The sequence below is a fragment of the Methylocystis sp. WRRC1 genome (genome assembly GCF_020733155.1).
Lineage (GTDB): Bacteria > Pseudomonadota > Alphaproteobacteria > Rhizobiales > Beijerinckiaceae > Methylocystis.
In genome coordinates, this window is the sequence record NZ_JAJFZJ010000001.1 from 2,730,149 (window position 1) to 2,756,644 (window position 26,496).

Below are 26,496 nucleotides of genomic sequence, written 5' to 3' on the forward strand. Positions count from 1 at the left end.
AAGAAGCGGGACAGGGGAAGAAGGCCGGGGACGCTCGATCACGGTTGATGGCGAGCGGGGCGACAGTTGCTCGGCGTCGGGACGATTGTCTCTCCCGGCGCCCGCGCTGCAAGACGTATCGATCCTCGTCAAAAGACGAAAATCGAGGCGAAGACGAAATAGGTCAGCAAGGAGAAGCTGTCCTGAACGACGGTCGCCACCGGGCCGGCGCCGAGCGCCGCGTCGAAGCCTAGCCGCGCGAAGATCCATGGCATGAGAAATCCGAGCGCCGTCGAGATCGTGCTTGCGACAGCGAGTGAAATCGCCACAGTCGCGGCGAGTCCGGCGCTCGCGAAAAAGAACCATATGATCGGGAAGGCGAGACATCCCAGAATCACGCCGAGCAACGCGCCAGTGCCAAGCTCACCCATGAAAAGCGGCAGGAGCGCGGCGTCGGTCAACGAAAGGCCACGAATCACCACCACTTCCGACTGGGTGCCGATCGAGTCCGCGAGATAGACGATCGCGGGGATGAAGAAAGCAACGGCGATATTGGCGGCGAGCGCAGCTTCGAAGTGCGACATCATCGCCGTCGCCGCGGCGCTTCCGGTCATGCCGACGAGAAGCCACGGGAGACGATAAAGCGCGCGACGATGCGGCGGCGCGGTCAGCGCGTCCTGCGCGGCTTCCGATTTGCCGAGAATGCCCGCCATGTGGTGGAGGTCCTCGAGATGCTCGTCCCGCAGGATCGACATCAGGGCGCGCGCGGGCACGGCGCCGAGCAGGCGACCTTGTTCATCGCATACCGGGAGAATCGAAAGTCCGGAACGAATGGCCATGCTTGCGGCGTCCTCCCGGTCGGCGTCGAGCATGACGCAATGCGAGTCTACGCCGCGCGCAAATGTCATGACGGGCGTCGACGGGGCAGCGGACAAGAGATCCCGGATCGCGACCACTCCCACCAGCCGGCAATCGCCGGAAAGAACGAAGACATGCGACGCGTCCTCATAATGCTGGCCGCCGACGATGCGCGCGCGAACTTCTCCGGCGGTCTCCCATGAGGCGGCGACGGGGACCGACGACACGAGGTAATGCGCGACGGTCTGAACATTCTGCGACCCGGAGGACATGACGGCGCCCGGGACGTCGCTGGCGATGACGGACATGAAGCTTTTCGCAGCTCTGTGGAGTGAAAATTGATGAAGCGGGGATTTTTCGCTTTCAAAGATTTAACGCGTATGACACTGGCGGCTGTTCATGTTTTTTGTTATGCAGACAAGCTTCCGCTTGTCACAAAATTGTATCAATCCCGTTGGAATAGTGTGAACTTCGTCACTTGCCGGAAAAGCGTTCGCGCGCCCGTCGCGGAGAATGATCGCGCTTCCACAAGTGCTGCGGCCGGGACCGTGGAGTCGTCGTCATGAAACCGTTGGGATTTGCCCTGGGCGCTTTGACGGGAGCAGCCGCCGCCCTGATCCTGAGCCGTCCGAACGCCAATCGCGCGCGGCCGGTCGCAAAGGCGGCGCTGAAGGCGGCGATGATGGCCTATTACGAGGCGCGCGCCCAGACCGCGCAACTCGCCGAAGCCGCCGAGGATCTCATCGCCGAGGCGAAAGCGGAGGCGGCGATGGACATTTTCGCCGCGGCGATGGCGGCGGCGCAGGCTCAGGCGAAAGCGGCGGCGGCGAAGACCCAGGAACAACCGGCCGGGGAAGCCGCCGATGCGAAATCGGACGGTTCGAGGACGGCGGAAGAAGCCCCGCCGGCGCGAGCCGCCGGGGAGAGCGCCTGAACGATGGGCGACGACCTGCCGCTGGCGGAAATCGTTCACGCAATGCCGGGCCGCGCCCGTCTGCGCATTTCGGATCGACGAGGGGACGCCGCGTTTTTCTCTTCCCTCGCGACCAGTCTCTCGGCGATCGCCGGCGTCAGCAAGGTCAGCGTCACGCCGCTGACCGGCAGCGTTCTGATCCAGCATGTCGGGCCTCTCTCGCGCATCGGCGCAGCGGCGGCGGAGGCGCGGCTTTTTGCCGTGGGCGAGCCGGCGCCCGCAGCTCCGCCCGCGTCCGGTCCCGCAATCGATCCCAAGATCATGCTCGCGCTCGCATTATGCGGCGCGGCGGCGTGGCAGCTTTCGAAGGACCGCGTGCTGCCGCCGGCCCTCACTCTCCTCTGGTATGCAAGCAATTTGGGAGGCCTCTGGTCGAGCGGCGACGTCGACCTCGGCGAATGAAGCCGCTAAGGCGAAGCAGAGCGCCTCTTTCAACGGGTAAGCCTCAGCCGCGGAGCGCCTCGGCGGCGTCGCCCGCCTCCCATGGCAGATCGAGATCAGGACGCCCGAAATGGCCGAAAGTGGCGAGCGGTAGATAAAAGCCCGTCGGGGCCGCGGAAGCCGGCCGCGTTCGCAGGGCGAAGCGGCGAACGATGGCCGCGGGCCGAAAGTCCAATACGGCGGACAAGCGTTTCGACAGCGCCTCGTCGCTCATGACGCCGGATCCGAAGGTTTCGACCGACAGGCTCAGCGGCTGCGCCTGGCCGACGACATAGGCGAGATGGACTTCGCATCGGTCCGCGAGTCCCGCCGCGACGATGTTCTTTGCAGCGTGGCGGGCGGCGTAGGCGCCGGCCCGCTCGATGCGGGAAGGGTCCTTGCCGGAAAGCGCCGAGCCGCTCTGTCGCGCGAATTCACCATATGTATCGATGCCATTTTTGCGCCCGGTTAACCCCGCGTGACGCGCGGGCCCGCCGATCTCGAATGGTCCGCCGGCGTTGATATGGACTGTTGTTCCAGCGTCCGGAGCAACCTCGCCCCCTGCGAGGGCTTCGAGGGCGAGCGCGCGGATACGCTCCCGGGCGTCCGGCCCCGGCGCGGGCTCGTCGAAGGCGAGAGTGAGCGATATCCCGTGGACGCGCGATGGCCGCCCACGGCGGTATTCGACCGAGACCTGCGTCTTCGCATCCGGCGACAGCGACGGGACGAGGCCCGCGCGGCGCGCGCCGTCGAGCGCGCGGGCGACCCGATGCGCGAAGCTGATCGGCGCCGGCATGAGTTCCGGCGTGTCGCGGCAGGCGAAGCCGAAGACATTGGCCTGTTCATGCGCGACGCGGCGGGCGATCGCCTCCTCGTCCAGCGCGTCGGGCGGCGGCTCGCGCGCCTCCAGCGGCAGCTCCGCTGAACTCGTGAGGATCGAGCAGCTGCGCGCGTCGAATCCTTCGGCGCAATAGCCGGCGTCCAGGATCACCTTTCGCGCAAGCGTGGACAGATCGACGCGCGCGTCCGCGGCGAAACGGGCGGCGAGAAACACCACGCCCGTCGCGAGCGCGCATTCCACAACCGCCCGCGCGCCCGCGTCCTCGCGCAGGAAGGCGTCGATCGCGGCGTCGCTGATCTGGTCGCACAATTTGTCCGGATGGCCAGGCGTCACCGATTCCGACGTGAAGATCATGTCAGGCGACATGGTTTGCTCCCGTGGGCCGCGGCGGCCGTGGCCCCGACGCGCGCCCGTGTTCGGCAAGATATCCGAGAAGATCATTCGCCAGCGTGCTGCCGACCGCGATCGCGCCGATGCGAAGCAGATCACCGGCGCGCAGCGGCGTGAGATTCAGAAGCGTGCGCGTCGCGGGGAAGAATTGCGCCGCCGCCTGCATCAGCAGCGACACGCCGACGCCGCCATACAGGCTCTTGTTCGGCGGCCGGCCGAACTCGGCCAACATGCCGCGCGCTTCGGATCGGCAGGAGATGCTGTGCAGCAATTGCGCCATCGTCAGCCCGTGAAAAGTTATGGTGCTCGCGCGCGCGCCGCCGGCCAGGCCGCCCGCCGCGAAATAACCCGCCAGCGCGGCGCCGCCAATCACGGCGCCCTCCCGCAACACGCGGCGAAAATCGGCGGCAGCCATGATCGGGGCCGAGGGATCATGCGGCGGCTGGTCCAGAACATCGGGCTCCGGAGGTTCGAGACCGAGCGCGATCGCCGGCAACGCGTCGGTGGCGAGATTGAGCCAGAGCAGTTGCATGGGCGTCAGCGGCTCGGCGGCCCCGACGAGCGCCGCGCCCAGCATGGCGATGGTCTCCGAGGCGTTCGTCGAGACGAGGTAACGTAGGACCTTACGGATATTGGCGTAGGTGGCGCGACCGAGCCGGATCGCCTCCACGACCCCGTCCATGTCGTCGCTCGCGAGCACGATGTCGGCGACGCGGCGCGCGATGTCGGCGCCTTCTCCGCCCATGGCGACGCCAACGTCGGCCGCGCGCAGGGCGGGGCCGTCGTTCACGCCATCGCCCGTCATTGCGACGATGCGGCCATTGGCCTGCAGCGCCTTCACGATGTTGAGCTTGTCGACGGGGGTGACGCGCGCGAACACATGCGGCTGCGCAGCGAGCGCCTCGAGCACCTCGGGCTGCATCTTCGCGATCTGGCCGGCCTCCAGCACGCGCAATTCGTCGCCGTCGCCCAGATCCAGCTGTCGCGCGATGGCGAAAGCGGTTGCGCTCTGGTCGCCGGTGATCATCACCGTGCGCACGCCGGCGCGATGCAATTGCGCGAGCGCGGGAGCGACGCTCGGGCGGATGGGATTGGCCATGCCGGCGAGGCCGAGCCAGACGAGGCCGCGCTCGTCGCGCGGATCGCCGCCATCCTCGCCAAGCGCGACGCCAAGCACGCGCAGCGCATCCCCGGCCATGCGCTCATTGGCCTTCAGCACGGCGGCGCGCGCATCGTGATCCAGCGGCTCGTCGCCCGACGCCGTCCGCCATATGGCGCAGCGCGACAGCACCTCCACGGGGTCACCTTTGACGCAGAGGAATCGCCGGCCGTCCGCCTCGTGCAGCGCGCTCATGCGCTTGCGTCCTTCGCCGCGCGCCGCGCTCGACATGATGCGCGACGACAGACGCAGGGCGATCGGATCGACGCCGAGCGCCATGCCCGCCTCGATGAGCGCGGTCTCGGTCGGCGTGCCATCGATCTCCACGCCCGCAGGGGCGACTCTTGCGACCGCGTCGCTGCAAAGCGCAGCGACTTCGAAAAGCCTGCGAGCGACAGCCTTCGTCCCGGGCTCCACATCGGCGCCCCCGTGCGTCAGACGCCCGTCCTTCAACTCGAGCAGCAGACCGTCCACATGGACCGCAGTCGTCGCCATGTGGTTTTCGGTGAGGGTTCCCGTCTTGTCTAGTCCGACGACTTCCACGGCGCCGAGCGTTTCAACCGCGTCGATCTTGCGCACCAGCACCTTTCGCTTGCGCATGTCCTGCACGCCGAGCGCGAGCGTGGTCGTCGCCACCGCTGGCAGGCCCTCCGGAATCGCGGCGACGGCGAGTGAAACCGCGCTGCGCAGGGTGGCGATCAGACCGTGCCCTCGCAACATCCCAAGTCCGAACACCGCCGCGCAGATTAGGCCGTTGACGATAACCAGCTCACGGCCGACGTCGCCCAGCTCGCGCTGGATGGGGGTCTCCGGCGGCCGCACCGCGCCGAGCAGTTCCTGCACGCGCCCGATCTCGCTGCGCGCGCCTGTAGCGGTCACGATGGCGGCGCCGGAGCCGCCGGTCACGGCCGTGCCGCCGAACACCATGTTGCGGCGATCCGACACGCCCGTATCCGGCGCCAGAACCGCCCACGCGTCCTTGCGCGCCGGTTGCGCCTCGCCGGTCAGCGCGGATTCATTCACGGTGAGGTCGTCGCTTTCGATCAGGCGCGCGTCTGCGGGAATGAGCGTGTCACGCTCGACCATCAAGAGATCGCCGGGCGCAATGTCGCGCGGGTCCATACTCCGGCGCTCGCCGTCGCGGATGACCGTCACCGGCTGCGGCGCTTCCGAGAGGAGGCTGAGGATGGTCCGATCGGCCTGCCGCTCGGTCGCGGTGGCGATGCTCGCATTGACCAGAACCACCGCCGCGATCATGACTGCGTCGGCGAGGCCGCCCGTGGCCAGCGACAGCGCCGCCGAGCCCGCCAGCAGGGCGATTGGCAGGGTCGCCAGCTGTTCGGCGAAGATTGCGGCCGCCGACCGCGGCTTGGCGTGACGCAACTCGTTGGGGCCATGTTCCGCAAGACGCGCCCGGGCTTCTTCCGACGAAAGCCCGCTCGTCAGGCGGGCTCCGAGGCGGGCGGCGATCTCATCGAGCGACTCGACATGAAACTGCGCGTCGGACTCGCAGGAATCGGCGCACGTCTCCGGGGACGTCACGGACTCGCTCGCCGTCGCAAGGTCGATCGCGGCGGTCAGTTGCTCGAGCGTCAACGGGGCTCGATATTCCACCAGAATCGAGCCGGTCAGATCACTCGACCGGACGGCGGCTACGCCGGGAAGCCGCCTCAACGTCGCCTCGACCGAGCGCGCATGGTTCTCCCGCCCGAGCAGCCGGACGTCTCGAAAGCGCGCGCGGCCCGGCGTGCTGTGGACCAGCTGCGCCTGAATTGAGAAGGCTCCGCTTTCGGCTGACGAGGGATACGCCTCGCGAACGACTTGCGAGGTCTCCATTTTTGCCGGGGGGACCATCACGACCATCGCCTGCGACCAAGCCCGCCTCTTACGACAGATCTATGACAGTGCCTCTTTTGCAAAGCCGCAGCGCGCAAGGGCTCGTGTCTCCTGTGCGATTATCTCGCGCTGGAGCGCGGGCTCGGCGAGCGCGTGGTGGACGAGAACGCGCATTTCGTCGCGCTCGTTCCCTTCTGGGCGATATGGCCCTTCGAGACGCTCCTGCTGCCTCGGCGCCACGCCGGCGCGCTGGAGGATTTCAGCGAGGAGGAAAGCTTCGCGCTCGCCGACATGCTGAGTCGTCTCACGATCCGCTATGACAATCTATTCGAAACGGATTTTCCCTATTCGATGGGATTTCACCAGCGGCCGACGGATGGCGGCGCGCATCCCGCCTGGCACTTTCACGCGCATTTCTATCCGCCGCTGCTGCGTTCCGCGAATGTGCGCAAGTTCATGGTCGGATTCGAAATGCTCGGATCGCCGCAGCGCGATATCACCGCCGAGCAGGCCGCTCTTCGTTTGCGTGAGGTTTCCTCACATCATTTCACGCAAGACGGGTAGGAGACCTGCGCGCCAGACGAGGGGCGAGGACGCGCCGAGGCTTGTCGTTGCTCTGCGGCCGAGGAGACTGTTCGGGAGCGCGTCCATGTCTGCGCCGACGGGCGCCTCGCGCGTCGCCTTCACACAGAGAGCGAGCCGGTGGAAGCCAAATTCGAGAAGGGGGCGGATGCGACGGCCTGTTCCGTCTGATGCAGCGCATTGGCAATGGGTTCATCAGAATAATTCGCATTTCTTTCAAAGAATCAGAAAAAATCGACCCAGACGAACGCTTCGCCATCGCCGCCCCCCGACGCGGCCCAGAAATGTAGGCACCACGCGCGCAAAACACTACCTGATTACGCCTGAAAGTCAGCCAGCTTTAGAAGGCGATATGGCATAGGCTTGGTGGTGAGAGCGGCGCGGGCAAGGCGAGGGATCATTCCACCGAGATCGTATCGTCGGTTGAAACGATATTCGAACTCGGCCAGGTAACGGGGCGCATGTTTTTCACGCACGGCGCGATAGGTTCCAACGAGCGCCGTTTTGATGTTGCCGAGCGCCGTGTTGACCCACTTGAACGCCGGCGTCTTGGTGGCATTTGGGCCAGAGCCCGTGACGATCGCCGTGTGCTTGCATCCTGCCTCGGTTACGGCGGCGAAACATTTGAGGCCGTCGGAGACGACCTCTGCGCCGCTTTCGAGCGCCGAGCTGGCGAGGTTGCGAAGCGCGGTCTTGCTGAAAGCGTGAACGCGCCGCAGGATGATCTTGTGCGGCTTGCCATCCGTTGTTGTCTCGACCGCCGCCACGAACGGCGTCTTTCCCTCGGCACCGCGCCCCGGCGGGCCGGCGCGCTCGCCTCCGAGATAGGCGTCGTCCATCTGAACCTTGCCTTTCAGGCGTTTCTTCGCGTTGCGCTCCAGCATGACCTGTTTGAGCTTGTGCTTCATTTTCCAGGCCGCGTTCTGCGTGATCCCGAGCCGTCGCGAGAGTTCAAGGCTGGAGATTCCCTGTTTCGTTTGTGTCAGGTGATACATCGCCGCAAGCCAAAGGCGCAGTGGCAGCTTGCTCGAAGCAAAGATCGTCCCTGCGCGCACTGAGGTCTGCTTGCGGCAGGCGTTGCATTGGAACAGCTTGCGCGCCCCGCGCGTCACGACGCAATGCGCGGTCCCGCCGCAATCAGGACATTCGAAGCCGTTCGGCCAGCGCCATTCCACCAACGCCGCGTGGCATCGCTCCTCGCTCCCATATGCCTTATTGAATTCGGTTTCGCTGAGCTCTTTCTGAAATTGCACTTTGTTGCGCGCCACCGTCGAGACCTCCCAAAAACAATATGTTCCTTATTTGTTCTCTCGGAAAATCGAAGCTGACACAAGGGCGTAATCAGGAAACACTATGCTCGCCGCCGACCACGACGACGACGCAACGAGACCCGAGCCGATGGAAAAGTCCGACAAGGCGGGAGAATGGGGCTTGGGGGTCGGCTATCTTCTTCTCGCCGTCCTCGCCATTCTCGCCTTTTAGCAGTTCTGGCAGACGCAAAGCCAGACGCAGGTCATCCCCTACAGCGAATTCGCCGACATGCTGCGCGACGACAGGATCGCTGAGGTCAAGGTCGGCGAGCGGGTGGTGGAGACGACGCTCAAAAAGCCCCTGCCGGACGGCCGCAAGCAGGTGCTCGCCGTCCGCGTCGATCCCAGCTTCGCGCAGGAGCTCGAGGCCGCGAAGGTGAAATATTCGGGCGCCGCCGAAAACACATGGGTCACGACGCTGCTCTACTGGCTGGCGCCGGCCGTGATCTTCTTTTTCATCTGGAATTTTTTCGCGCGCCGCGTCGGGCAGGGGCTCGGCTCGATCATGTCGGTCGGGCAGAGCAGGGCAAAGGTCTTCATGGAGAAGGACGTGAAGGTCGGTTTCGCCGACGTCGCCGGCGTCGACGCGCATCGGGGGTCGCTTCGCGCAGGTGCGCTTCATTGCGCCCTGCGTCATCTTCATCGACGAGCTGGACGAGCCCGGACGCGCGCGCGCCATATTACAGCGCTGCGCATCTCTGCATCGGGAGGCCGCGCAACTCCTGCTTGATCAGGAAATCCTCGCCGAAAGCGATGTCCCGCTCATTCAGGCCGCCGGGAAGGGGGGCGTCGAACCTCCGCACGAAATCCCGGCGAAAGGCTGATGAGGGCGGATGCGTCGCGGCGTTACGACGCTTGAAACCGCGCCGCTCGGTCTCGATCGAGTCGATCGTCTCGACCGGCTTCCGATCATCGAAATCCGTGATCTCGGCGAAGATGAACTCACCGACCTTTTTCCCCGCCATGACGAGGGAGACGCCGACGACGTTGAATAGCAGAGCGTCGACACTTGCATGGCTATTTCGTCTTCGATGACCTCGAAAACGAAGCGGCGACAGCGGCGAAGACCTAAGCGCCACAGATGCGAGCCTCTCGCCTGGGGGGCGGTCTTCACGCACGTGATGCATTCTCAGTTACGAAATCAGAGGGATTGTCTTTCATCGATCTTGAACTTCTCCGTCCCGCGCACCATCTCGGAAGACAAACTTGCAACCATCCCCAGCGCCTGAGAACTACGCCCCAAAGCGCCCCACTGACCCCACGAAAAAGCCGCCGGCCGCACTTGCTGTCTACGCGCGCGCGCGCTGGCTCGCGTCCCGGGCCTGATAAGCCTGCGACGCACATACCGGACAACGTCAGGCTCCGACGCGGGAACATGACCGCAGAGAGCCGAAGCGCCGGACCAGCCGGAAAATCGTCCCGTCGATCCAACGGGAAGGTGAGAGCCGGGAGCGCGGCCAATCAGAGCGGCGCTCGAAAGAGCGTTTTGAACAAAAACGGAAAGATCGGGGCGACGCTGCGAAGCGACCCCGAGGCGTCCCTCGGTGGCAATCAGAGCTGAGAGGCGTCGCGGCTCGCAAGAGCTAACCGGAGTTTGCTGAAAGGCAAGGGTGAACCGGGGTTACATGCAGGCAACGGGCTCCCGCCTGCTGGCGTATCGCGCCTCGCCCCGCTGATGTGGTCTGTAGACGCAGGTCGACAGCTTCCCCTCCTTGTTCGGGCGCGATTGCGGGTTGGCGTTTCCGACTCGCTTCATTCGCGTTCGGACAGGGGAGTAAATCTGTTCCGCAGGGTCCAAGATTCTGTTTCGCAGGCTCCAGGAACGGACTCCAGAGTGCGCCGCGCGCGCGAAGCGTGCGCCGGCGACAAGCTCGCGAAGCGAGCGTGTCGGAAACAGAAAATGGTAATGCTCACGCCCGACAGAAACCGTGAGTATTACATTCTTTAATGGGCTTGAGCATTACGCCGTGAGCATTACGGAAAGGGGCTAGATGGCGGACCAAACTCAAGTTGAAAGAAATCGGCGATGGTGTGCGAACAAGGCCGCGAAAACTGCCGCGCATATCGATGGGCTTGAAAGGCGAGTCGCCGCGCTCGAGGCGGAAAACGCGGAATTGAAGTCGTCGGTCAAGTCGCAATTCAGCCTCAGCGCGACCCGGAAAGCCGCGCTTGTAACATGGAAAAATTCGCGGTCGGAATCCATGACGATGACAGAAGCATTCAGAAGAATGGGCCTCGAACGATTGGACGACCTTGCGCGCGAAATGACAACGCCTGCGTCAAGTCGCAGCGACGCGGCAAATCTCCGGATTCAAGCTGGCTAAATTTTATGCCACGCGACGCAGCATGAAGCTTCGGCCGCCATCCGCGCTGCTGACGAAGGCCCTACGTGCTAACGCTTTGGCGTCGCGCGGCTCTGATGCTTCGGCAAGCACGGACATGACGGCCCCGGTCTGGGCAATGTCTTCGGCCGGGACGGCAACTTTTGAAGTGACGGGTGCCGCGGCACCAACGCCCTCGCGCCACCGACGAGTTCGAGTTCGACCTTTTCTTCGATCGGCCCGAAACGCGGGATTTGTTATTCAGGCCGCGGCTAGCGGATAAGGTCGCGAGCCTCCTCCTGCACGCGCTCCTTATTGAGCGCGCGAGGAGGGCGAGAATATCGTCGTCCGCGACGTTGACCGGCCAGCCATACGCGGTGGTGGCGGTGACCGCGGCGTCGAGCCTGTCATTCAGCTCCTTCAGTATTAGCACGAGGCCATCGTCGAGGATGGGGCGCTCATTCCGTTCGCACGCCTCGGCTCAACGCCTTCCCGCAGGCGCGCCATAACATGTATAGGACAGGAAGGGTCAGATGCGGATGCTCGCCAAGCACGCGTTTACGATGGGCGTCGAGCTCCTCGGCAATGATGTGTAACCGGGGCTTTTTGCGGAGCGTCCGCGAGAGGGGAAGGAAAAGGGTCGATGCAGCGGAGTTTCGAATAGTGTGGGTCGTCGCCGACGTCGAGCCAGCCAGCAGCGCGAGATGCCCAGTATCGATCCTTTCCTGCCGGCGCGACCTGATCACGAGTCACAGCGCTCCAGAATGTCACCGCTCATTTTCTCATCGCCGAAGTCAAGGGCGCTGAAAGCCCCCAATGGGGGGTGAAGGAACTTTTCTGTCGGCCGATTTTGTAGCCACGTCGATTTCGATCGCGAGCGAAGTCCTAGAAAACGCGTCGAATGCTGATGGGGATGCCGCCGGGGAACATGGCTCCGTCGCCGTCCTGCCCTACCGCCATGGATTTTCTTCGCGCAGGCCCTGACACCAACGATTTCGCCGATACGGCACGGCGGCCGCGAGTTACATCGTCGTTCCGACGCGACTGTCAACATGGGACGGCTGTCACTACTTGCTGCGAGCGGGGCAACGGCGCGGCGGAATCGGTCATTGGTCGTAAATGATCGCTCCGCTCACCTTTCCTTCAAACGACACTCTGCCTCATGAAAAACTCAACACCCAAACTAACGCCGTGTCGAACTCGCTATATTTCAAGCATGCAGTCTGCGTGATTGCAGATTCGTTCGACGAACGAGTGATTTATAGAAAAAGACAGGCGAGCACGAAATGACGACAACAAAATTCCCGGAAACATCGCGGTCCCACGCAGGATTTGCACATGAGCATTCCGCTCTCGCAAAATACCTGACCGGGCAAATCGACGCGATTTCACATGCCAAGAATTAGCGTCAAATTGCTTTCGAGATCGGTTACGATAGGCCGAATGTCATCTCGATGCTCAAGAAGGGCGAGATGAAATTGCCGCTGGATCGCGTTCCGGCGATGGCCAGGGCGCTCGCCGTCGATCCGGCGCATTTGTTCCGACTTGCCCTCGAGCAGCATCATCCCGAAGTGGCGAAGGTTGTTCACGAGATTTTTGGCAATGTCGTTTCGGGCAATGAGCTCGCTTTTATCGAGGAAATCCGCGCTTCGACCGACAATAGTGATCCCGCGCCGAGTGAAGCGGTCAAGGAGCGCTTGCGGAAGGCGTTGACGACCGACTGAGCGGCCGTTTCCGTTTGTCCGGGAAGAGCAGTCCGAAATGGTCAAGCGCTCGCCGCGAGCCCCATCAGGATCATCGGTGGAATAAGCTTGCAACCTTCGTTGGATCATCCCCGAGCCATGAGCGCAGGACAATCGGAGGCCGAAATGACAAACAATCCTGGCCGGCGCGACTGCGCGCCGGCGAGACGCAAAGCGAGATACGAGAGGCCGCCGAGGGGGAGGGCGCGGCGCGGAGGGTTCCCCGGCAGGTCGCCCGGGTCGGGCAGACGACATTGCGCCGGATGTTCAGGCGTCCTTGCGGTCCGATCTGCTGCGCAACGCAACGACCCGGATCGCTCTGGCGCCGCTGGCTGCATCAGGCCGACGACGTCGCCTTAAATCATGTCCGCTCGACTTGACGCCAGATCGCTCCTTCGTAAATTTCAGCGGCAGGGAGACGCCATGGCCGTCATGCATTCTGAGGCCTACGAAGTCATGCGTGAGATCGGCGCGCCGGAGGAGAAGGCTATCAAGGCGGCGACGGCGCTGAGTCGGCGCGACCGCGATCTCGGCGGCGACATTGACGATCTGACCGGCGACATTCGCATCATCAAGAAAGACGTTGCGACGCTGGAGACGGAGATGAAGGACGTGAAGAAGCACGTCGCCACGCTCAAGTCCGACAGGATGGTGTTGAAGTGGATGGTCGGCTTCAGTCTGGCGCTCCAGATCACCTTCGTCGGCGTCGGCCTGAAGCTGCTGATCCATTAAGAACGGTTCAGAACCTTGCCGGTCTCCTTCACAGACGCTTAACCGAGGCGGAAAAAGGGCTTAACAGCGCCGCCTCGGAGGCGTTCAGTGGTAGTTCAATTGATAAGAAACCGCCAATAACATTTATCCTGTGATTTAGATATTCTTATCTTTTTCCGCGCTTCTTAATCCGGCGCGCCGCAAGACGGTTCCGGCCGCGCCCAGATGAAGCAGATGGCGCGCATCAGAGCCGGTCCGGTGCAACTAAACAAATCCGGCTGCGGCTCGAAAAACTTTTTTTCGCGCTTTGTAAAGCGACTTGTTCACTTGTCCGGTGAAGACGGACCGGAGACGCAACTCACGAGTCGGAGACGGACCTCGAAAGGGGGGAGCCGGAGTAGATCGAAAATGAGCCGGAGATGATCGTCGGAGAAAGCCGGAACAAAGGAGCCGGAGGCAATAGCCAAGCTCATGTCCGAAATTGCGCGGAGATAATATATATATATATTTTATAACTTATAATTTTATCTTCTTTTATGACCGCGCAATTTCGGCGACTCCGGTCGTCTCTATCAGGCTCCGGTCGCTAAAGAAGCTCACCGGCACTTTCCTGTCTGTTCAAGCTACATGAGTAGCGCCTCGATTCGCGGAGCGCACCCCTGTGCTCCCCAGGCGTTCCGGGCGGCCTCCGCATGTCAGACGCGACAAGGCGCGCTTTTGCTGGCGGCCGATGATCATCCCGGACGACGCGGATCAGCGCACTCGCGCGCGTTGGAAACGATGGCGCGCGGAGCTCCGCCGCCTGACCGGTCGAGCAGGTCAATCCGGGCGATCACGACAGCGGTAGGCATCGCCAGGCCGAGACTCGATGCAGGCACGATTGACGAGAACGGACTTCCGCGACGACGGCGCTATGTGCGATTTCTTCGACTTACTTGGCGTGGAACCGCGCCGTGCGCCGAGACTGCGATCAGCAAAATCCCTCATATCGTCCGGACGATTCATCTGCATGACCATCAGCTGTGCGGCCAGCGACTGCTCGAACGGACGCTTCATGCGCGTGATCGTCGTTTTTGCTCGTCCCCTGATCAGAGCAGTCTTGGCGAGAAAGGAAACATGTCGACAAACAGAAGCGCTTCTGCTCGATCAAATGCCGGCGTCGATGCTCGCGCCTCCAATAATATAGTATAATGAAATGAACGAAAGGCGCGCGTCTAACTCCGCGCCGTCGCCATTATCGTGAGGCTGCCATTGTCGTCAGTTTACACTCCGCCTTCCCCCGCCTTTCGCGCGCGAATGGTCCGTCCGAAGGATGGCGAGGCGATTGTCGACTGGCTGGAGCGCTGGACATTCGATCGTTTCATAACGCTGGCGTCGAACGATCCGCTACTGTCGGCTCATGGCGACGATGAGCGCGGTCTTGTGCGGATGCGGAAACTTCTCCGCGAATGGGATGCGCGGGTAAACCGGAAGGTGGTCGGACCCAAGTGGCAGACGCGGCCTGAAGATCGGATCTGGGGCTTCTTTTTCCTCGAAAAGCCCGCGTCGAACCCGCATTGGCATGGGCTTGTTCAGTTTTTCCCGCCTTGGCCGGATGCGCGACAGGATTATGAGGACCGCTTTGACAAATGGGCTCCGATCTACTGGAAGGAGCTGGTTCCGTCAGGAACTGTAGACGTTCAGAACATCACGAATCAGCGTGGCGTTGCGGAATATGTTGCCAAAAGCGTAGGCTATGCGTTATCATTCCAGAACTTCGTCGTTCCTGACGAATTCTGAGAGCCTCTCTCAGCCGGGAACCGATCAGGTCTGCCGCTTGCGACGCTCGGGCGACCGTCAGCTCGGAAATTGCGAAAAACGAACGCGGCGTTTTTAGGCCGCAATAGTATTATATTGCCATACTGAGCTTCGCCTTGATCCAATACAGACAATCTATAAACTCATCCCTCGACGCCTTCATCTCCTCATGAAGCTTCAGGCTCATTTTACTCGATGCATTCGAGCAGGGTCTCTCTGATGTTCTCCCTGCTGAGCATTGTCGTTCATAATTATCCTTGTCGTTTTTACATCTCCCTTGCTTATCGGGTATCGTCGAAGGGCATACTCAACTTAACAGAAATAAATAACGGCGGATTTCACTTAAATAAGAGCAGCGATCGAAAACGATGAAAAACGTCAAGAAGCAGCTCGGTTTCGTTTAGTTATATTCCAGGGTGAGCTTAACAACGAAGATAATGCTGAATAACCTCTTCATCGTCAGTCGCCGGAAGCTTCCCCACTAAGGCGAATCTCGAAACTTTCGCGACGAAATTTCTTCGAATCACTCGGGAAAAAGCCGCCAGCTAAACAATCCGGTGCTTGCGGACGAGAAAATTTTTCCATCGTTTGTGAAGCGGCCGGTTAAGCAGCGCGGACGCGGATTTCCCGGATCATCTGATGACGCGATTCTCGTATGCCCGGCGTGAATTGCGCGGTGTCCGTTCTCGCACGGATCGAGCAACTATCGGCTCGATGCATCGACGAATGCGCAGCAGGCGGCAGGTGTGTTGACAATTTGGCTCGACATAGAAGTTGTAGGTATTACAGTCGCGGATGCCCTTGACGCATCTGCTTTCGACTCGCAAACCAGTATCTGGGTTGGTTCCCGTGGTATCCTTTAAGGTGACGGTTGATGAACGAGCTCCAATTTTGGGGTAAAGCTTCTCCCGCAAATGCTGAATCGACGCCATTTCATCCGCTCATCTACCACGCGCTGGATGTCGCGGCTGTATTTGAGGCACTGCTGCTGACCGACCCGTCGGTCCTTTCGAATATGGCCGCGCCGTTTGGCTGCCCTAGCGGCGCGATCGTTGAGCCGCTTTCGGCACTCGTCGCCCTGCACGATATCGGCAAGGTCGATGCGAAATTTCAGGCCAAGAGCAGGATTTCATGGCCGCAGTCGCTAGGCCCTTGGCCGGGCGAGCCGGCCGCTTACGATCATGCCGCCGGGAGTATGAAGCTTTTCGACGGCCCGCTGGGCAAACTCGTCGCGAAGCTTCTGAAAGACGACGATTTCTATGCAAGAGAGGCCTTGCTTGCGCCGATCGCCTTCCATCATGGCAAACCGCAAGATCGCCATCCCGCCGGCGGTTCGTCACTTTCCTGGGGAACGGCGCAAAACGCCCGCGCCGTCGCGGAAGCGATCATCTCCGCCTTCGACAACCATACTCTGCCAACTCTTCCGGCCATCTCCGAGGAAGTCGCGAGGCAAATGAGTTGGCGTCTCTCCGGCCTTGTTTCGCTGGCGGATTGGATCGGATCGTCGACCGACTTTTTCCATTATGAGCGTGCGGATTTCACGCCGGGCGACTACTGGTCGAAAGTTGCCCGACCGCGCGCCCGGGCAGCATTGCAGGCGCTGCGGATCGCGCCCTCTCCACCGAATTTGGACGCGAGCTATCGAACGCTGTTCGACGCTACCTGGGCGCCGACCGCGGGGCAGGCTTATTGCAGCAAATTTGTCCTGCCGCCAGGCCCGGCGCTAGTCTTCGTTGAGGATGTAACAGGCTCAGGCAAAACCGAGGCCGCGCTGCTTCTTGCACAGCGCATGATGATCGCCGGAAAGGCGAAAGGGCTGTTCGTCGCCCTGCCCACGATGGCTACCGCCAACGCGATGTATGCGCGCATGGCTTCCTGTTACCGGCGATTGTTCGCGACAGGCGCGACGCCGTCCCTCGCGCTCGCACACGGCCGTTCCCGGCTTCACGAAGGCTTTCGCGCGTCGGTTCTGCCAAATCATGGCAGGTCGGAGGGCGGCGCGGACGGCGAAATCGAAACCGTTCAGGCTGCCTGTTCGGCCTTCTTCGCCGACGATCGACGTAAGGCGCTGCTCGCCGATGTCGGTGTCGGCACGATCGATCAGGCGCTGCTTGGCGTTCTTCCGACTAAATATGCGACGCTGCGGCAATTCGGACTCGCCGGCAAAATTCTGATTGTCGACGAGGCGCACGCCTATGACGCCTACATTTCCAGGGAGCTGGAGCGACTGTTGACCTTCCACGCCGGGATGGGCGGCTCGTCGATCATTCTCTCAGCGACCTTGCCCAGACGCATGAAAGAGCGATACGCCGCCGCATTTCTGGGCGGATGCAGCTATCAGATGGTGGCGATGCAAAGCGATGCCTATCCGCTGGTATCCACGATTTCGCCCGGAGCCCAACCCGTAGAAGCGCCGATCGAGGCACGCGCGGACTTGAAACGGCGTGTCTACGTCGCGCGACTCCCGACGGTAGAGGAAGCGCTGGACCGCATCGTGGTGGCGGCCGCACAGGGAGCGTCGGTCGCCTATATCCGCAATACGGTCGATGATGCGATCGACGCTTTCGAAGATTTGCGAAAAAAAGGGCTGGCGCCGATTCTCTTTCATGCCCGCTTCGCCATGATTGATCGTTTGAAGGTCGAAGAGGAGGCGCTCGCGATTTTTGGCAAGACTGGAACGGCGGAACAAAGGCGCGGGCGCGTGCTTGTCGCCACGCAGATCATCGAGCAGTCGCTCGACCTCGACTTCGACCTAATCATCACGGACCTTGCGCCAATCGATCTGATCGTTCAGCGTGCTGGCCGTCTTTGGCGCCATGAGCGCGGGCCGCGTCCAATCGCGGGACCGCAGTTATTTGTCGTTTCGCCGGAGCCAATCGAAGCTGCGGCTGAGGACTGGTTCCCTAAGTTTTTTCAACGCGCTGCATATGTCTACAAAGCGCACGGGCTGCTTTGGCTGAGCGCAAAAGTCCTGTTCGACGCCGCGGCGATCGTTTCGCCTGAAGGCGTGCGCGAAATGATCGAAACAGTTTACGGCGCTGACGCCCGGGAAAAAATCCCCGAGGGGCTTCGACCCAATTTTGATGCGATGGAAGGGGCTGCCTTCGGCGAGATGAGCCACGCTGACAATAATTTACTGGATTTTTTCGCCGGCTATGCGGCGGATCATCGCGCGTGGTCGAGCGACGTGCGAACGCCGACGCGACTGGGCGACGAACAGACAATTTTTCGTCTGGCTTTCTGGAAAGACGGAAGCCTTCGTCCCTATGCGGAAGATCCGGATGTTTTTCGCGCCTGGGCGCTGTCGGAGGTTTCCGTTCGCGCGACTCGCGCTTCAGGACGAGGCCAGTATGACGATGAGGTTGAAGCGGCCGCTCGGGCGCTGGAGGAGCTCTGGCGCAGGAATGGCGACAGCGCGGTCATTTTACCGCTTATCGGGGGCGCGCCTTGGCGTGCGAACGCGGGAAAAGCCTTCAAAGGCGGTGTTCAGCCGATCGTGCTCCTCTACGACGAGACCTGTGGATTAATGTCGACATCGACTGAATAACAATTGCAAGGGCTACTTTTTCCTTCATCTTGAAATGAAATTCGAAAGCGACTTGCTGAGTGTCTTCATGACGTTTTCGTTGCTCGCCACGCCCTGGCTCCCTGTGCGCCGCCGCAGCGGCGCCAAAAGCGTCATTCGTCCGGCGGAAATCGCCTCGAACTTCGCCGACGATCCGGTCGTCGCCTTCGCGTGGGGGCGCCCCGATTTCGACGCCGCCGCGCGCGAGTTCATGATCGGCCTGCTGGCGACGGCTTTTGCGCCGGCGGACGGCAAGACCTTTCTCGCTTGGTGGCGCGACCCGCCTGAAGCCGCGCAACTCGACGAAGCGTTTGCGCCCTTCGTCGCCGCCTTCGTGCTCGATGGCGAAGGGGCGCGCTTCGGACAGGACATGGATGCGCTCGCGGATGCGGATGAGACGCCGATCTCGGGTTTGCTCATCGAGGCACCGGGTGCCAACACGATCAAGGAAAACAAGGATCTTTTTCAGAAGCGCGGTCAGGTCCAAGGCCTGTCCCGCGCCGCCGCGGCAATGGCGCTTTTCACGCTCCAGACCTTCGCGCCATCCGGCGGCGCGGGGCACCGCGTGTCGTTGCGCGGCGGCGGGCCGCTCACCACTCTTGTTGCGCCGTCCTACGGGACGACTGAGCTCTGGCGATTGCTGTGGCTCAATACGCCGCAAGTCGACAGCGCGTATCCTCCAGCGCATGACTCGAAAGAGAGAATCTTTCCCTGGCTAGCGCCGACAATGACCTCCGAGGGCAAGCCGCCGCGCACTGTCTCTCCCCACTCTTCGCACATCTTGCAGGCGTTCTGGGGCATGCCGCGCCGCATCAGGCTGAGCTTCGGACCGAATACTTCGCGCGCGCAGTGTTCGATCACCGGTGAAATCGACGATTGCATCGTCGCCACCTACCGCACGCGCCCGTATGGCGTGTCCTACGACGCCTCATTCGAACATAATCTGTCGCCCTATTATCGGCCGAAGGCGAAGGGCGACTGGCTCCCGGTTCATCCGCAGCCCGGCGGCGTTCTCTATAAAGACTGGCCGTCGGTCGCCGGCGAGGCAAGCGAGGAGGAGCGACCCGCGAGGATTGTTGCCATTGCGGCGCGGCGGGTCAGATCGTTGGGGCGAGTCGCGGAGGCGCGGCTTCTCGCCGCCGGCTTCGATATGGACAACATGAAGGCACGCGGCTTCGTCGAAACCGAGATGCCGATATTCCTTCTTCCGGAGGAAGCGATCGAGGAATTTCATCATTCGGCGCGGGGAATTGTCGGCGCGGCCGATCTCGCCGCAAGCGCCACGGGGATCGCTGTTCGAATCGCGCTCGCCGGCGAACGCGCCGATGGCAAGGCGACCCCATTCTCGGCGCTGCGCGAAGCTTTCTTTCAAGAGACGCAGGACGATTTCTTCGCGCTTTTGCGGGAGTTCGCCCATCGCTTCGCTTCTTTTTCCGGTGATCCGACGCCCATGCAACACGAGATCGGTGATCGCTGGCTCAAAATTTTGAAAGCACGATCCCTCGCCATGTTCGAAGAGGCGGTCGGCTTCGACGTCCTGCCGCTGAAAATCATGGAGCGCGCGGTTCCTGCGCGTCGCGATCTCATCGGCGCCTTTTCGGGATTCGGCGGTATGGGCAGGAAGATCTTCGCCGCCCTCGATCTCGAGCCGCCGCAACCAAAGAAGAAAGCGGGGAAGGCTGCATGACCGAAGATGCGACAGAGGCGCAGGGGCAGAAATTCGAGCCGGCGTTCGCCGCCTTCCTCTGGTGGCGTTCACTGAATGGCGAAGGCGAGGGAAAACCGCAATCGGGCCAAGATCGCGCGGCCTTGGCGCGTTTGCGGCGCGCCTCGCCGCAGGAGGCAATGACCGAGGAGGCGACGCTGCGCCTTTTTCGCGCGCTTCGATACAAAAACCCCGCGCGTCTGCCGCGCGTCGCGACATTGGCGGCCGCGCTTTCTACGATCCGCCAGGACCGGCAGGGCCGCTTTGGCCGCCAGATCGGCCGCGCGTCGATCGACGACGAACAGAGCGCGGCGCTAAAGCTCGGGCGCTTCAAGCGACTGCTCGATGCGCAGACGGAAGACGAAATCACGACCGCGTTCCGGCGCGCCATAGCGATCCTCGGCGGCTCGGCGAATGTGCGGGACGTCGCCCGATACGTGCTCGGCTTCGACGACGAAGGCGTCAGACGCCGGCTCATCTTCGATTATTACGCCGCTGGCGAAAGTGAAAGCGAAACCGCGAGCGCCGAAGCTACGTCCGCGTTCGTCTCCGCCTGACTTATCGCAACTTGTCGAGGCCACTCATGAACCGCTTTGTTCAGCTGCATCTCCTGACCTTTTATCCGCCGGCCAATCTCAACCGCGACGACACGGGCAAGCCGAAGACGGCGATCGTCGGCGGCGTCACGCGTTTGCGCATCTCCAGCCAAGCGCTGAAACGAGCGTGGCGCACATCTCCCGTCGCCGAGACAATGTTGGCGAATCATCTCGCCAAGCGCACACAGCGCATTGGCGCGGTTGTGCGAGATCATTTGCGCGCAAATGTCGACGACGCGAAAGCTCTGGAAATCGCTCGTGAGGTTGCGGCGGCTTTCGGAAAGGTGAAGGCGGAAACCGACAAGAACGCCATGTTCACCGAGCAGCTGGCCTTTGTTTCTCCCGAAGAACAGCAAGCCGCGCTGGCTTACGCCGAGGCCCGCGCTTCCGGCGCCAAGGGCGCGGAAGAGAAGAAGGCGTTGACTGAACTTCTGCTGCGCAAGACCGACACCGCCGCCGACATCGCTATGTTCGGCCGCATGCTCGCCGACAGTCCCGACTTCAATCGCGAGGCCGCTGTCCAGGTTGCGCACGCGATCACCACTCACAAGGTCGTCGTCGATGACGATTATTATACGGCTGTCGACGATCTGAAGACGCCGGCCGAGGACGCGGGCGCGGGCTTCATCGGCGAAACCGGTTTCGGCGCGGGCGTCTTCTATCTCTACGCCAATATCGACCGAGCTCTGTTGATGAAGAATCTCGGCGGCGACGCCGAAGTTGCGCGGAAGGCGATCGAAGCGCTGATCACGGCCGCAGCGACCATTGGTCCGCGCGGCAAATCGGCGAGCTTCGCTAGCTTCGCCCGTGCCGCCTACATCCTCGCGGAGCGGGGCGACGCCGCGCCGCGCACGCTTGCGGGCGCTTTTTTGCAGCCGATCGACAAGGTCGCCCGCGACGAAAGCCAGCTCGCCGTCTCGATCCGGCAATTGCGCCAGACGCGAGAGAGCTTCGTGAAGGCCTATGGCGACGAGGGCGTGGTCATCGTCGAAATGGATACGCTGTCGGGCGCGGGCGCACTTGCTGACATCGTCGCCTTCGCCAAAGAGGGGCTGTGATGCCCGAGCTTCTGATGTTCCAACTCGTCGCGCCGATCGGAGCCTTTGGCGCGGTCGCAGTCGGCGAACGACGGGAAACGGCGCCGCGACCCAGCCATTCTGGTCTCATCGGATTGCTCGGCGCTTCGCTAGGCCTAGAACGCGCTGATCCTCGACAGCCGCAATTTTCTGCCAGTCTCGCGTTCGCCTCGCGCCGCGACCGCCTTGGGCCGCTGCTCGCCGATTATCACACCGCGCAGACGCCGCCGGCCCGCAAGGGGCGCACATGGGCGACGCGGCGCGAAGAGCTTTCGGGAGAGGTGAATACCATCCTTTCCCGCCGCGACTATCACGCCGACTGCGCCTTCAGCATCGCCTGTCTCCCGATTGAGGAAACCGTCGCCTCATTGCATGAAATCGCCGAAGCCCTGCGGCGGCCGATGATGACGCTCTATCTTGGTCGTAAATCCTGTCCCCTCTGCCTGCCGCCCGATCCATTGCTCGTGCAGGCGAAAACTTTGCGCGGCGCTTTCGACGCCTACGACGCTTTTCGTGAGGACCGCCAACCGGAGCGCGTCCGCTGGCGCGACCCGGACGGTGAAGTTTCCCTGAGCGCCGTCTTTCATGCCCATGGGCTCGCGCCGCCGCCGGGCGTGACGAGCGGGCGCCGCGAGCAGCGACGTGACGTCGTTGTCGACCGAAGGGGCTGGCGTTTCGATCTGCGCGAGGAAATTGTGCTGCCGCGCCTCGATACGGAGTGGTCGGGATCATGAGGGAGCCGCTTTATTTCTCGCGCGCGACGCTTAAACGCGACCCGGCGCTCGAAGCGCTCGCGCCCGTTCTCATGCCGGCCGACGCCTCGGCTCGGCTCCAGACCGATCATCGCCTCGTGTGGTCGCTTTTTGCTGGCGATCGTGACGCGCCGCGCGACTTCCTGTTTCGTCGGCAAGACACGAAGACGACGGCGCAACGGGCGGCCTTTCTGATCCTTTCGAAGCGACCGCCCGACGAGAACGCGCCGCTCTTCGACGTGGAGACCAAATCGTTCGAGCCCGCGCTTTCGCTCGGCGACAGGCTGCGGTTCTCACTTTACGCCAATCCTACCATCGACCGCATCCGCCGGGTGAACGGCGTCAGGGTCAGCGGTCGGCACGACGTCGTCATGGACGCGCTCGCCCATCTGCCTCCTGGCGAGCGGGCTGGCGCCCGATATCAGGCGATCTGCGACGCCGGTCGCGCCTGGCTGGAGCGAAAAGCGCAGCATTCCGGCTTCAGGCTCGACGATGCCGGGGAAATCGAAATCGACGGCTACGACCAGCTGAACATAGCGCGCGGTGATGGGCGTGCGCCGATTTCCGTTTCGGCGCTGAATTTCGAAGGGCACCTTGTTGTGACGGAGCCGCAGAAATTCCTGCGCGCCCTGGCGGCGGGATTCGGCCGCGCCCGCGCCTTCGGCTGCGGGCTGATGCTGATTCGTCGCGCGTGAGGAGTTAACGATCCGTGACAGGTTCGACGTCGCAGCGCGATCCCCGCGACGGCATGCCGGGCCTGACGCCGCCGCGCCCGCTGCCGCTGAAAGACCGCTCCTCGATCATTTTCATCGAATACGGCCAGATAGACGTTATCGACGGCGCGTTCGTGGTGATCGACGTCAATGGCGTGCGCACTCAGATTCCCGTCGGCGGCTTTGTCTGCCTCATGCTCGAGCCGGGAACGCGACTGTCTCATGCGGCGGCGGCGCTCGCCGCCCGGGCTGGAACCCTGATCGTCTTCGTCGGCGAGGCGGGTGTGCGGCTCTACTCCGCAGGCCAGCCGGGCGGGGCTCGCGCCGATCGCCTGCTTTATCAGGCGCGCCTCGCACTCGATGACGACCTGCGCCTCAAGGTCGTGCGCAAGATGTTCGAAATGCGCTTCAAGGAGAGCGCCCCGGAGCGTCGTTCGGTGGAGCAGCTGCGGGGCATAGAAGGCGCGCGTGTGAAAAGGATTTACGAGCTTCTCGCGCAGCAGCACGGCGTCACCTGGCGACGGCGGAATTATGACCCGTCCAATTGGGACGTTTCGGATGTCCCCAACCGTTGCGTGTCCGCGGCCACGGCCTGTTTGCATGGGCTGGCGGAGGCGGCGGTTCTCGCGGCGGGTTATGCGCCGGCGATCGGCTTTCTCCATACCGGCAAGCCTCTGTCGTTCGTCTATGACATTGCGGATCTCTTCAAATTCGAGACGGTCGTGCCCGTCGCATTCGAGATCGCCGGCAAGGTGGCAAAGGGCTCGCTGAAGGACGAGCCCGCCCGCGCCGTGCGCCGCGCCTGCCGCGACAGCTTTCGCCGCGCGAATCTGCTGGAGCGGCTGATCCCCTCCATAGAGGAGGCGCTTGCCGCCGGAGGCATTGAAAAACCTTCACCGCCGGACGACTCGGTCGGACCGGCTTTCCCGGACAAGGAGCCCAGTGGTGATGCTGGTCATCGTGGTTGAAAACGCGCCGCCAAGATTGCGCGGACGACTGGCAGTCTGGTTCATCGAGGCGCGAGCCGGGGTCTACGTGGGCGTATATTCCCGCCGCACGTGCGAGATGATCTGGAACGAAGTTCAGGGTGCGATCGGCGACGGAAACGCGGTGATGGCCTTTGCCGCTCCCAACGATGCGGGCTTCGTCATCGAGACCTGTGGCGCCAACCGCCGCATTCCGGTTGATCTGGACGGATTTACACTGATGAGTTTCCTGCCGTCCCCAAAACCAACGGAATGAGCGCCGTAAAACGCCGATAGAAACTGACCGGAACAGAATTGGAACGCCGGTGCGTTGTTTGACATCGTGAAGAGAAAATAAGATCAAACGCTTCTGGGAAGAGCGTTCCCCGCACACGCGGGGATGAACCGGTTTTCGCATTCAACTTCATCGCGCTTGTAACGCGTTCCCCGCACACGCGGGGATGAACCGATGCCGCCCCGGCCGCTTACCACGCGCCATATGCGTTCCCCGCACACGCGGGGATGAACCGTTTTTGTGCAGCTGCACCTGCGCGCCGATCGCGCGTTCCCCGCACACGCGGGGATGAACCGTCAGCAGGGTTTCTTGGACGGCTTCGCCTTCGGCGTTCCCCGCACACGCGGGGATGAACCGAGAAATTCCCTCCACAGGGCATTTTTTAGATTGCGTTCCCCGCACACGCGGGGATGAACCGATGCCGGATGACGAATTGGCCTATCTGCTCGCGCGTTCCCCGCACACGCGGGGATGAACCGGTCCGCAATGAGCATTGAAACATTCCCCGTCAGCGTTCCCCGCACACGCGGGGATGAACCGAACAATGCTTCCGTGCGCTGGCGATCGTTCATGCGTTCCCCGCACACGCGGGGATGAACCGGAGGGCCAAATTGCCGCTTCAGCGCAGCGGCAGCGTTCCCCGCACACGCGGGGATGAACCGAACGCGGGCTGTCCCAGGCCGCGTTGGCTAAAGCGTTCCCCGCACACGCGGGGATGAACCGCTTCCTGCGCGCCTTCGTCGATAACGATCTACGCGTTCCCCGCACACGCGGGGATGAACCGATAGTGGCTTGAAAGCAGCAGGATGACCAAACGCGTTCCCCGCACACGCGGGGATGAACCGGCGGGACTCCGAAAAAGCGTCGCCAAGACCTTGCGTTCCCCGCACACGCGGGGATGAACCGTTCACCGCGCCGCGCTCGCGTCGCTGCGAAAAGCGTTCCCCGCACACGCGGGGATGAACCGACAGATGTGGCAAACGCCGTCCGCAGCCGTGAGCGTTCCCCGCACACGCGGGGATGAACCGGACAAGCGCAAGATGCGCGCAATCGCCGTCCCGCGTTCCCCGCACACGCGGGGATGAACCGGCGAGTTTCGCCGCATCGACGACATCGGCCGCGCGTTCCCCGCACACGCGGGGATGAACCGCGGGAGGCGGAATACGGCGTTACGGCCGTATTGCGTTCCCCGCACACGCGGGGATGAACCGGTCTATGCAACCGCCTTCGCCGGCGCGAAACAGCGTTCCCCGCACACGCGGGGATGAACCGGAAATAGTAACTGGCTCATACGGCGCAATCGAGCGTTCCCCGCACACGCGGGGATGAACCGCGCGCGCCGCGATGGCGGCCGACGGCTTCAGCGCGTTCCCCGCACACGCGGGGATGAACCGGATTTCGCGGCTTTAGATAGCGCGTCGCCTAAGCGTTCCCCGCACACGCGGGGATGAACCTGAAGTGGACCCTGCCCGAGTTGGCGTCGGCGCGCGTTCCCCGCACACGCGGGGATGAACCGTGTGACCGTGCTTGTGTCATAGGCTGTCGCTTGCGTTCCCCGCACACGCGGGGATGAACCGACGTTTTCCGGCGACAGAAAACGCCTGACATGGCGTTCCCCGCACACGCGGGGATGAACCGCAATGGCTCGACATGTGACGGCGCTCGATCGGGCGTTCCCCGCACACGCGGGGATGAACCGCGTAAAGAGCGGGCCAAAGATAGCGACTGTCGGCGTTCCCCGCACACGCGGGGATGAACCGGAAGCTGGTTCGTTCAAGTTCGACAAGGACAAGCGTTCCCCGCACACGCGGGGATGAACCGTGGGAAGGCGCGGACTGGCTACCACAAATCCTGCGTTCCCCGCACACGCGGGGATGAACCGGCCTACGCCTCCGGCAAGCTTCAGGCCG

General features: G+C 62.7%; 21 protein-coding genes, 3 pseudogenes and 1 CRISPR repeat array (1 of these 25 running past the window's edge). Of the genes and pseudogenes, 18 read left to right on the plus strand and 6 right to left on the minus strand.

Features of this window, described 5'->3' with window-relative positions; all coding sequences use genetic code 11:
- Positions 1-128 precede the first annotated feature (128 nt).
- Positions 129-1,145 carry a magnesium transporter gene (locus tag LG047_RS13320; RefSeq protein WP_227967258.1) on the minus strand — a complete coding sequence of 339 codons (1,017 nt, stop codon included), beginning with the start codon at positions 1,143-1,145 and terminating at the stop codon, positions 129-131.
- A 254-nt stretch (positions 1,146-1,399) separates the two neighbouring features.
- On the opposite strand from LG047_RS13320, the gene LG047_RS13325 reads away from it, so the two are divergent.
- Together LG047_RS13325 and LG047_RS13330 are read left to right on the plus strand one after the other, a co-directional pair.
- Positions 1,400-1,771: a DUF5132 domain-containing protein gene (locus tag LG047_RS13325; RefSeq protein ID WP_227967260.1), complete on the plus strand. Its 372-nt coding sequence runs from the start codon at positions 1,400-1,402 to the stop codon at positions 1,769-1,771.
- A 3-nt stretch (positions 1,772-1,774) separates the two neighbouring features.
- On the plus strand, positions 1,775-2,212 hold the full coding sequence (locus tag LG047_RS13330; protein ID WP_227967262.1) for an HMA2 domain-containing protein: 438 nt from the start codon (positions 1,775-1,777) through the stop codon (positions 2,210-2,212).
- A 43-nt stretch (positions 2,213-2,255) separates the two neighbouring features.
- Here the strand turns inward: LG047_RS13330 and metK are convergent, their stop codons facing one another.
- A complete protein-coding gene (metK, locus tag LG047_RS13335; protein ID WP_227967265.1) occupies positions 2,256-3,437 on the minus strand; it encodes a methionine adenosyltransferase in 1,182 nt (393 codons plus the stop codon).
- Entirely contained in the window at positions 3,427-6,474 is a 3,048-nt protein-coding gene (locus LG047_RS13340) for an HAD-IC family P-type ATPase (RefSeq protein WP_227968494.1), read from the minus strand. Before LG047_RS13340 ends, metK begins: the two co-directional genes overlap by 11 nt.
- Before the next feature lie 81 nt (positions 6,475-6,555).
- On the opposite strand from LG047_RS13340, the pseudogene galT reads away from it, so the two are divergent.
- A pseudogene (gene galT / locus LG047_RS13345) lies at positions 6,556-7,020 on the plus strand (galactose-1-phosphate uridylyltransferase); the annotation flags it as partial.
- 335 nt (positions 7,021-7,355) lie between these two features.
- Here the strand turns inward: galT and LG047_RS13350 are convergent.
- Positions 7,356-8,306 (minus strand): IS1595 family transposase, encoded by a 951-nt coding sequence (locus tag LG047_RS13350; protein ID WP_227967266.1) that lies wholly within the window; start codon positions 8,304-8,306, stop codon positions 7,356-7,358.
- A gap of 85 nt (positions 8,307-8,391) precedes the next feature.
- Here LG047_RS13350 and LG047_RS19600 point away from each other — a divergent pair, with 85 nt between their 5' ends.
- From LG047_RS19600 to LG047_RS19775, 3 genes and pseudogenes are all read left to right on the plus strand, one after another.
- On the plus strand, positions 8,392-8,520 hold the full coding sequence (locus LG047_RS19600) for a hypothetical protein (RefSeq protein ID WP_255679573.1): 129 nt from the start codon (positions 8,392-8,394) through the stop codon (positions 8,518-8,520).
- Positions 8,521-8,538: 18 nt separating this feature from the next.
- Positions 8,539-8,721, plus strand: a pseudogene (locus LG047_RS19770) (ATP-dependent metallopeptidase FtsH/Yme1/Tma family protein); the annotation flags it as partial.
- Positions 8,722-8,959: 238 nt separating this feature from the next.
- Positions 8,960-9,019, plus strand: a pseudogene (locus tag LG047_RS19775) (hypothetical protein); the annotation flags it as partial.
- 9 nt (positions 9,020-9,028) lie between these two features.
- On the opposite strand, the gene LG047_RS13360 reads toward LG047_RS19775, so the two are convergent.
- Positions 9,029-9,313, minus strand: a complete 285-nt coding sequence (locus LG047_RS13360; protein ID WP_227967267.1) for a hypothetical protein — start codon at positions 9,311-9,313, stop codon at positions 9,029-9,031.
- A gap of 1,026 nt (positions 9,314-10,339) precedes the next feature.
- Here LG047_RS13360 and LG047_RS13365 point away from each other — a divergent pair.
- From LG047_RS13365 to LG047_RS13375, 3 genes are all read left to right on the plus strand, one after another.
- A complete protein-coding gene (locus LG047_RS13365; RefSeq protein ID WP_227967269.1) occupies positions 10,340-10,672 on the plus strand; it encodes a hypothetical protein in 333 nt (110 codons plus the stop codon).
- Between the two features lie 1,469 nt (positions 10,673-12,141).
- Positions 12,142-12,393, plus strand: coding sequence for a hypothetical protein (locus LG047_RS13370; protein ID WP_227967271.1), 252 nt, complete (start codon positions 12,142-12,144; stop codon positions 12,391-12,393).
- 441 nt (positions 12,394-12,834) lie between these two features.
- A complete protein-coding gene (locus tag LG047_RS13375; RefSeq protein WP_227967273.1) occupies positions 12,835-13,143 on the plus strand; it encodes a hypothetical protein in 309 nt (102 codons plus the stop codon).
- A gap of 798 nt (positions 13,144-13,941) precedes the next feature.
- On the opposite strand, the gene LG047_RS13380 is transcribed toward LG047_RS13375, so the two are convergent.
- A complete protein-coding gene (locus LG047_RS13380; RefSeq protein WP_227967275.1) occupies positions 13,942-14,178 on the minus strand; it encodes a hypothetical protein in 237 nt (78 codons plus the stop codon).
- Positions 14,179-14,418: 240 nt separating this feature from the next.
- Here LG047_RS13380 and LG047_RS13385 point away from each other — a divergent pair, with 240 nt between their 5' ends.
- From LG047_RS13385 to cas2e, 9 genes are all read left to right on the plus strand, one after another.
- On the plus strand, positions 14,419-14,901 hold the full coding sequence (locus LG047_RS13385; protein WP_227967277.1) for a hypothetical protein: 483 nt from the start codon (positions 14,419-14,421) through the stop codon (positions 14,899-14,901).
- A gap of 892 nt (positions 14,902-15,793) precedes the next feature.
- Positions 15,794-18,466, plus strand: a complete 2,673-nt coding sequence (gene cas3, locus LG047_RS13390) for a CRISPR-associated helicase Cas3' (protein WP_227967278.1) — start codon at positions 15,794-15,796, stop codon at positions 18,464-18,466.
- A 67-nt stretch (positions 18,467-18,533) separates the two neighbouring features.
- Positions 18,534-20,171, plus strand: a complete 1,638-nt coding sequence (gene casA, locus LG047_RS13395; protein WP_227967279.1) for a type I-E CRISPR-associated protein Cse1/CasA — start codon at positions 18,534-18,536, stop codon at positions 20,169-20,171.
- Entirely contained in the window at positions 20,168-20,746 is a 579-nt protein-coding gene (gene casB / locus LG047_RS13400) for a type I-E CRISPR-associated protein Cse2/CasB (RefSeq protein WP_227967280.1), read from the plus strand. Before casA ends, casB begins: the two co-directional genes overlap by 4 nt.
- Before the next feature lie 26 nt (positions 20,747-20,772).
- Complete coding sequence (gene cas7e, locus LG047_RS13405) at positions 20,773-21,843, plus strand: type I-E CRISPR-associated protein Cas7/Cse4/CasC (RefSeq protein WP_227967281.1); 1,071 nt, start codon at positions 20,773-20,775, stop codon at positions 21,841-21,843.
- A complete protein-coding gene (gene cas5e, locus LG047_RS13410) occupies positions 21,843-22,595 on the plus strand; it encodes a type I-E CRISPR-associated protein Cas5/CasD (protein WP_227967282.1) in 753 nt (250 codons plus the stop codon). The genes cas7e and cas5e overlap by 1 nt, the downstream gene beginning before the upstream one ends.
- The gene (gene cas6e / locus LG047_RS13415) at positions 22,592-23,308 is read left to right on the plus strand and encodes a type I-E CRISPR-associated protein Cas6/Cse3/CasE (protein WP_227967287.1); all 717 of its coding nucleotides are present in this window, start codon (positions 22,592-22,594) and stop codon (positions 23,306-23,308) included. Before cas5e ends, cas6e begins: the two co-directional genes overlap by 4 nt.
- Positions 23,309-23,322: 14 nt before the next feature.
- The gene (gene cas1e, locus LG047_RS13420; RefSeq protein ID WP_227967291.1) at positions 23,323-24,294 is read left to right on the plus strand and encodes a type I-E CRISPR-associated endonuclease Cas1e; all 972 of its coding nucleotides are present in this window, start codon (positions 23,323-23,325) and stop codon (positions 24,292-24,294) included.
- The gene (cas2e, locus tag LG047_RS13425) at positions 24,275-24,568 is read left to right on the plus strand and encodes a type I-E CRISPR-associated endoribonuclease Cas2e (RefSeq protein ID WP_255679574.1); all 294 of its coding nucleotides are present in this window, start codon (positions 24,275-24,277) and stop codon (positions 24,566-24,568) included. The genes cas1e and cas2e overlap by 20 nt, the downstream gene beginning before the upstream one ends.
- A 102-nt stretch (positions 24,569-24,670) precedes the next feature.
- Positions 24,671-26,496: direct repeats of the CRISPR family, unit length 29 nt; unit sequence GCGTTCCCCGCACACGCGGGGATGAACCG (it continues 521 nt past the right edge of the window).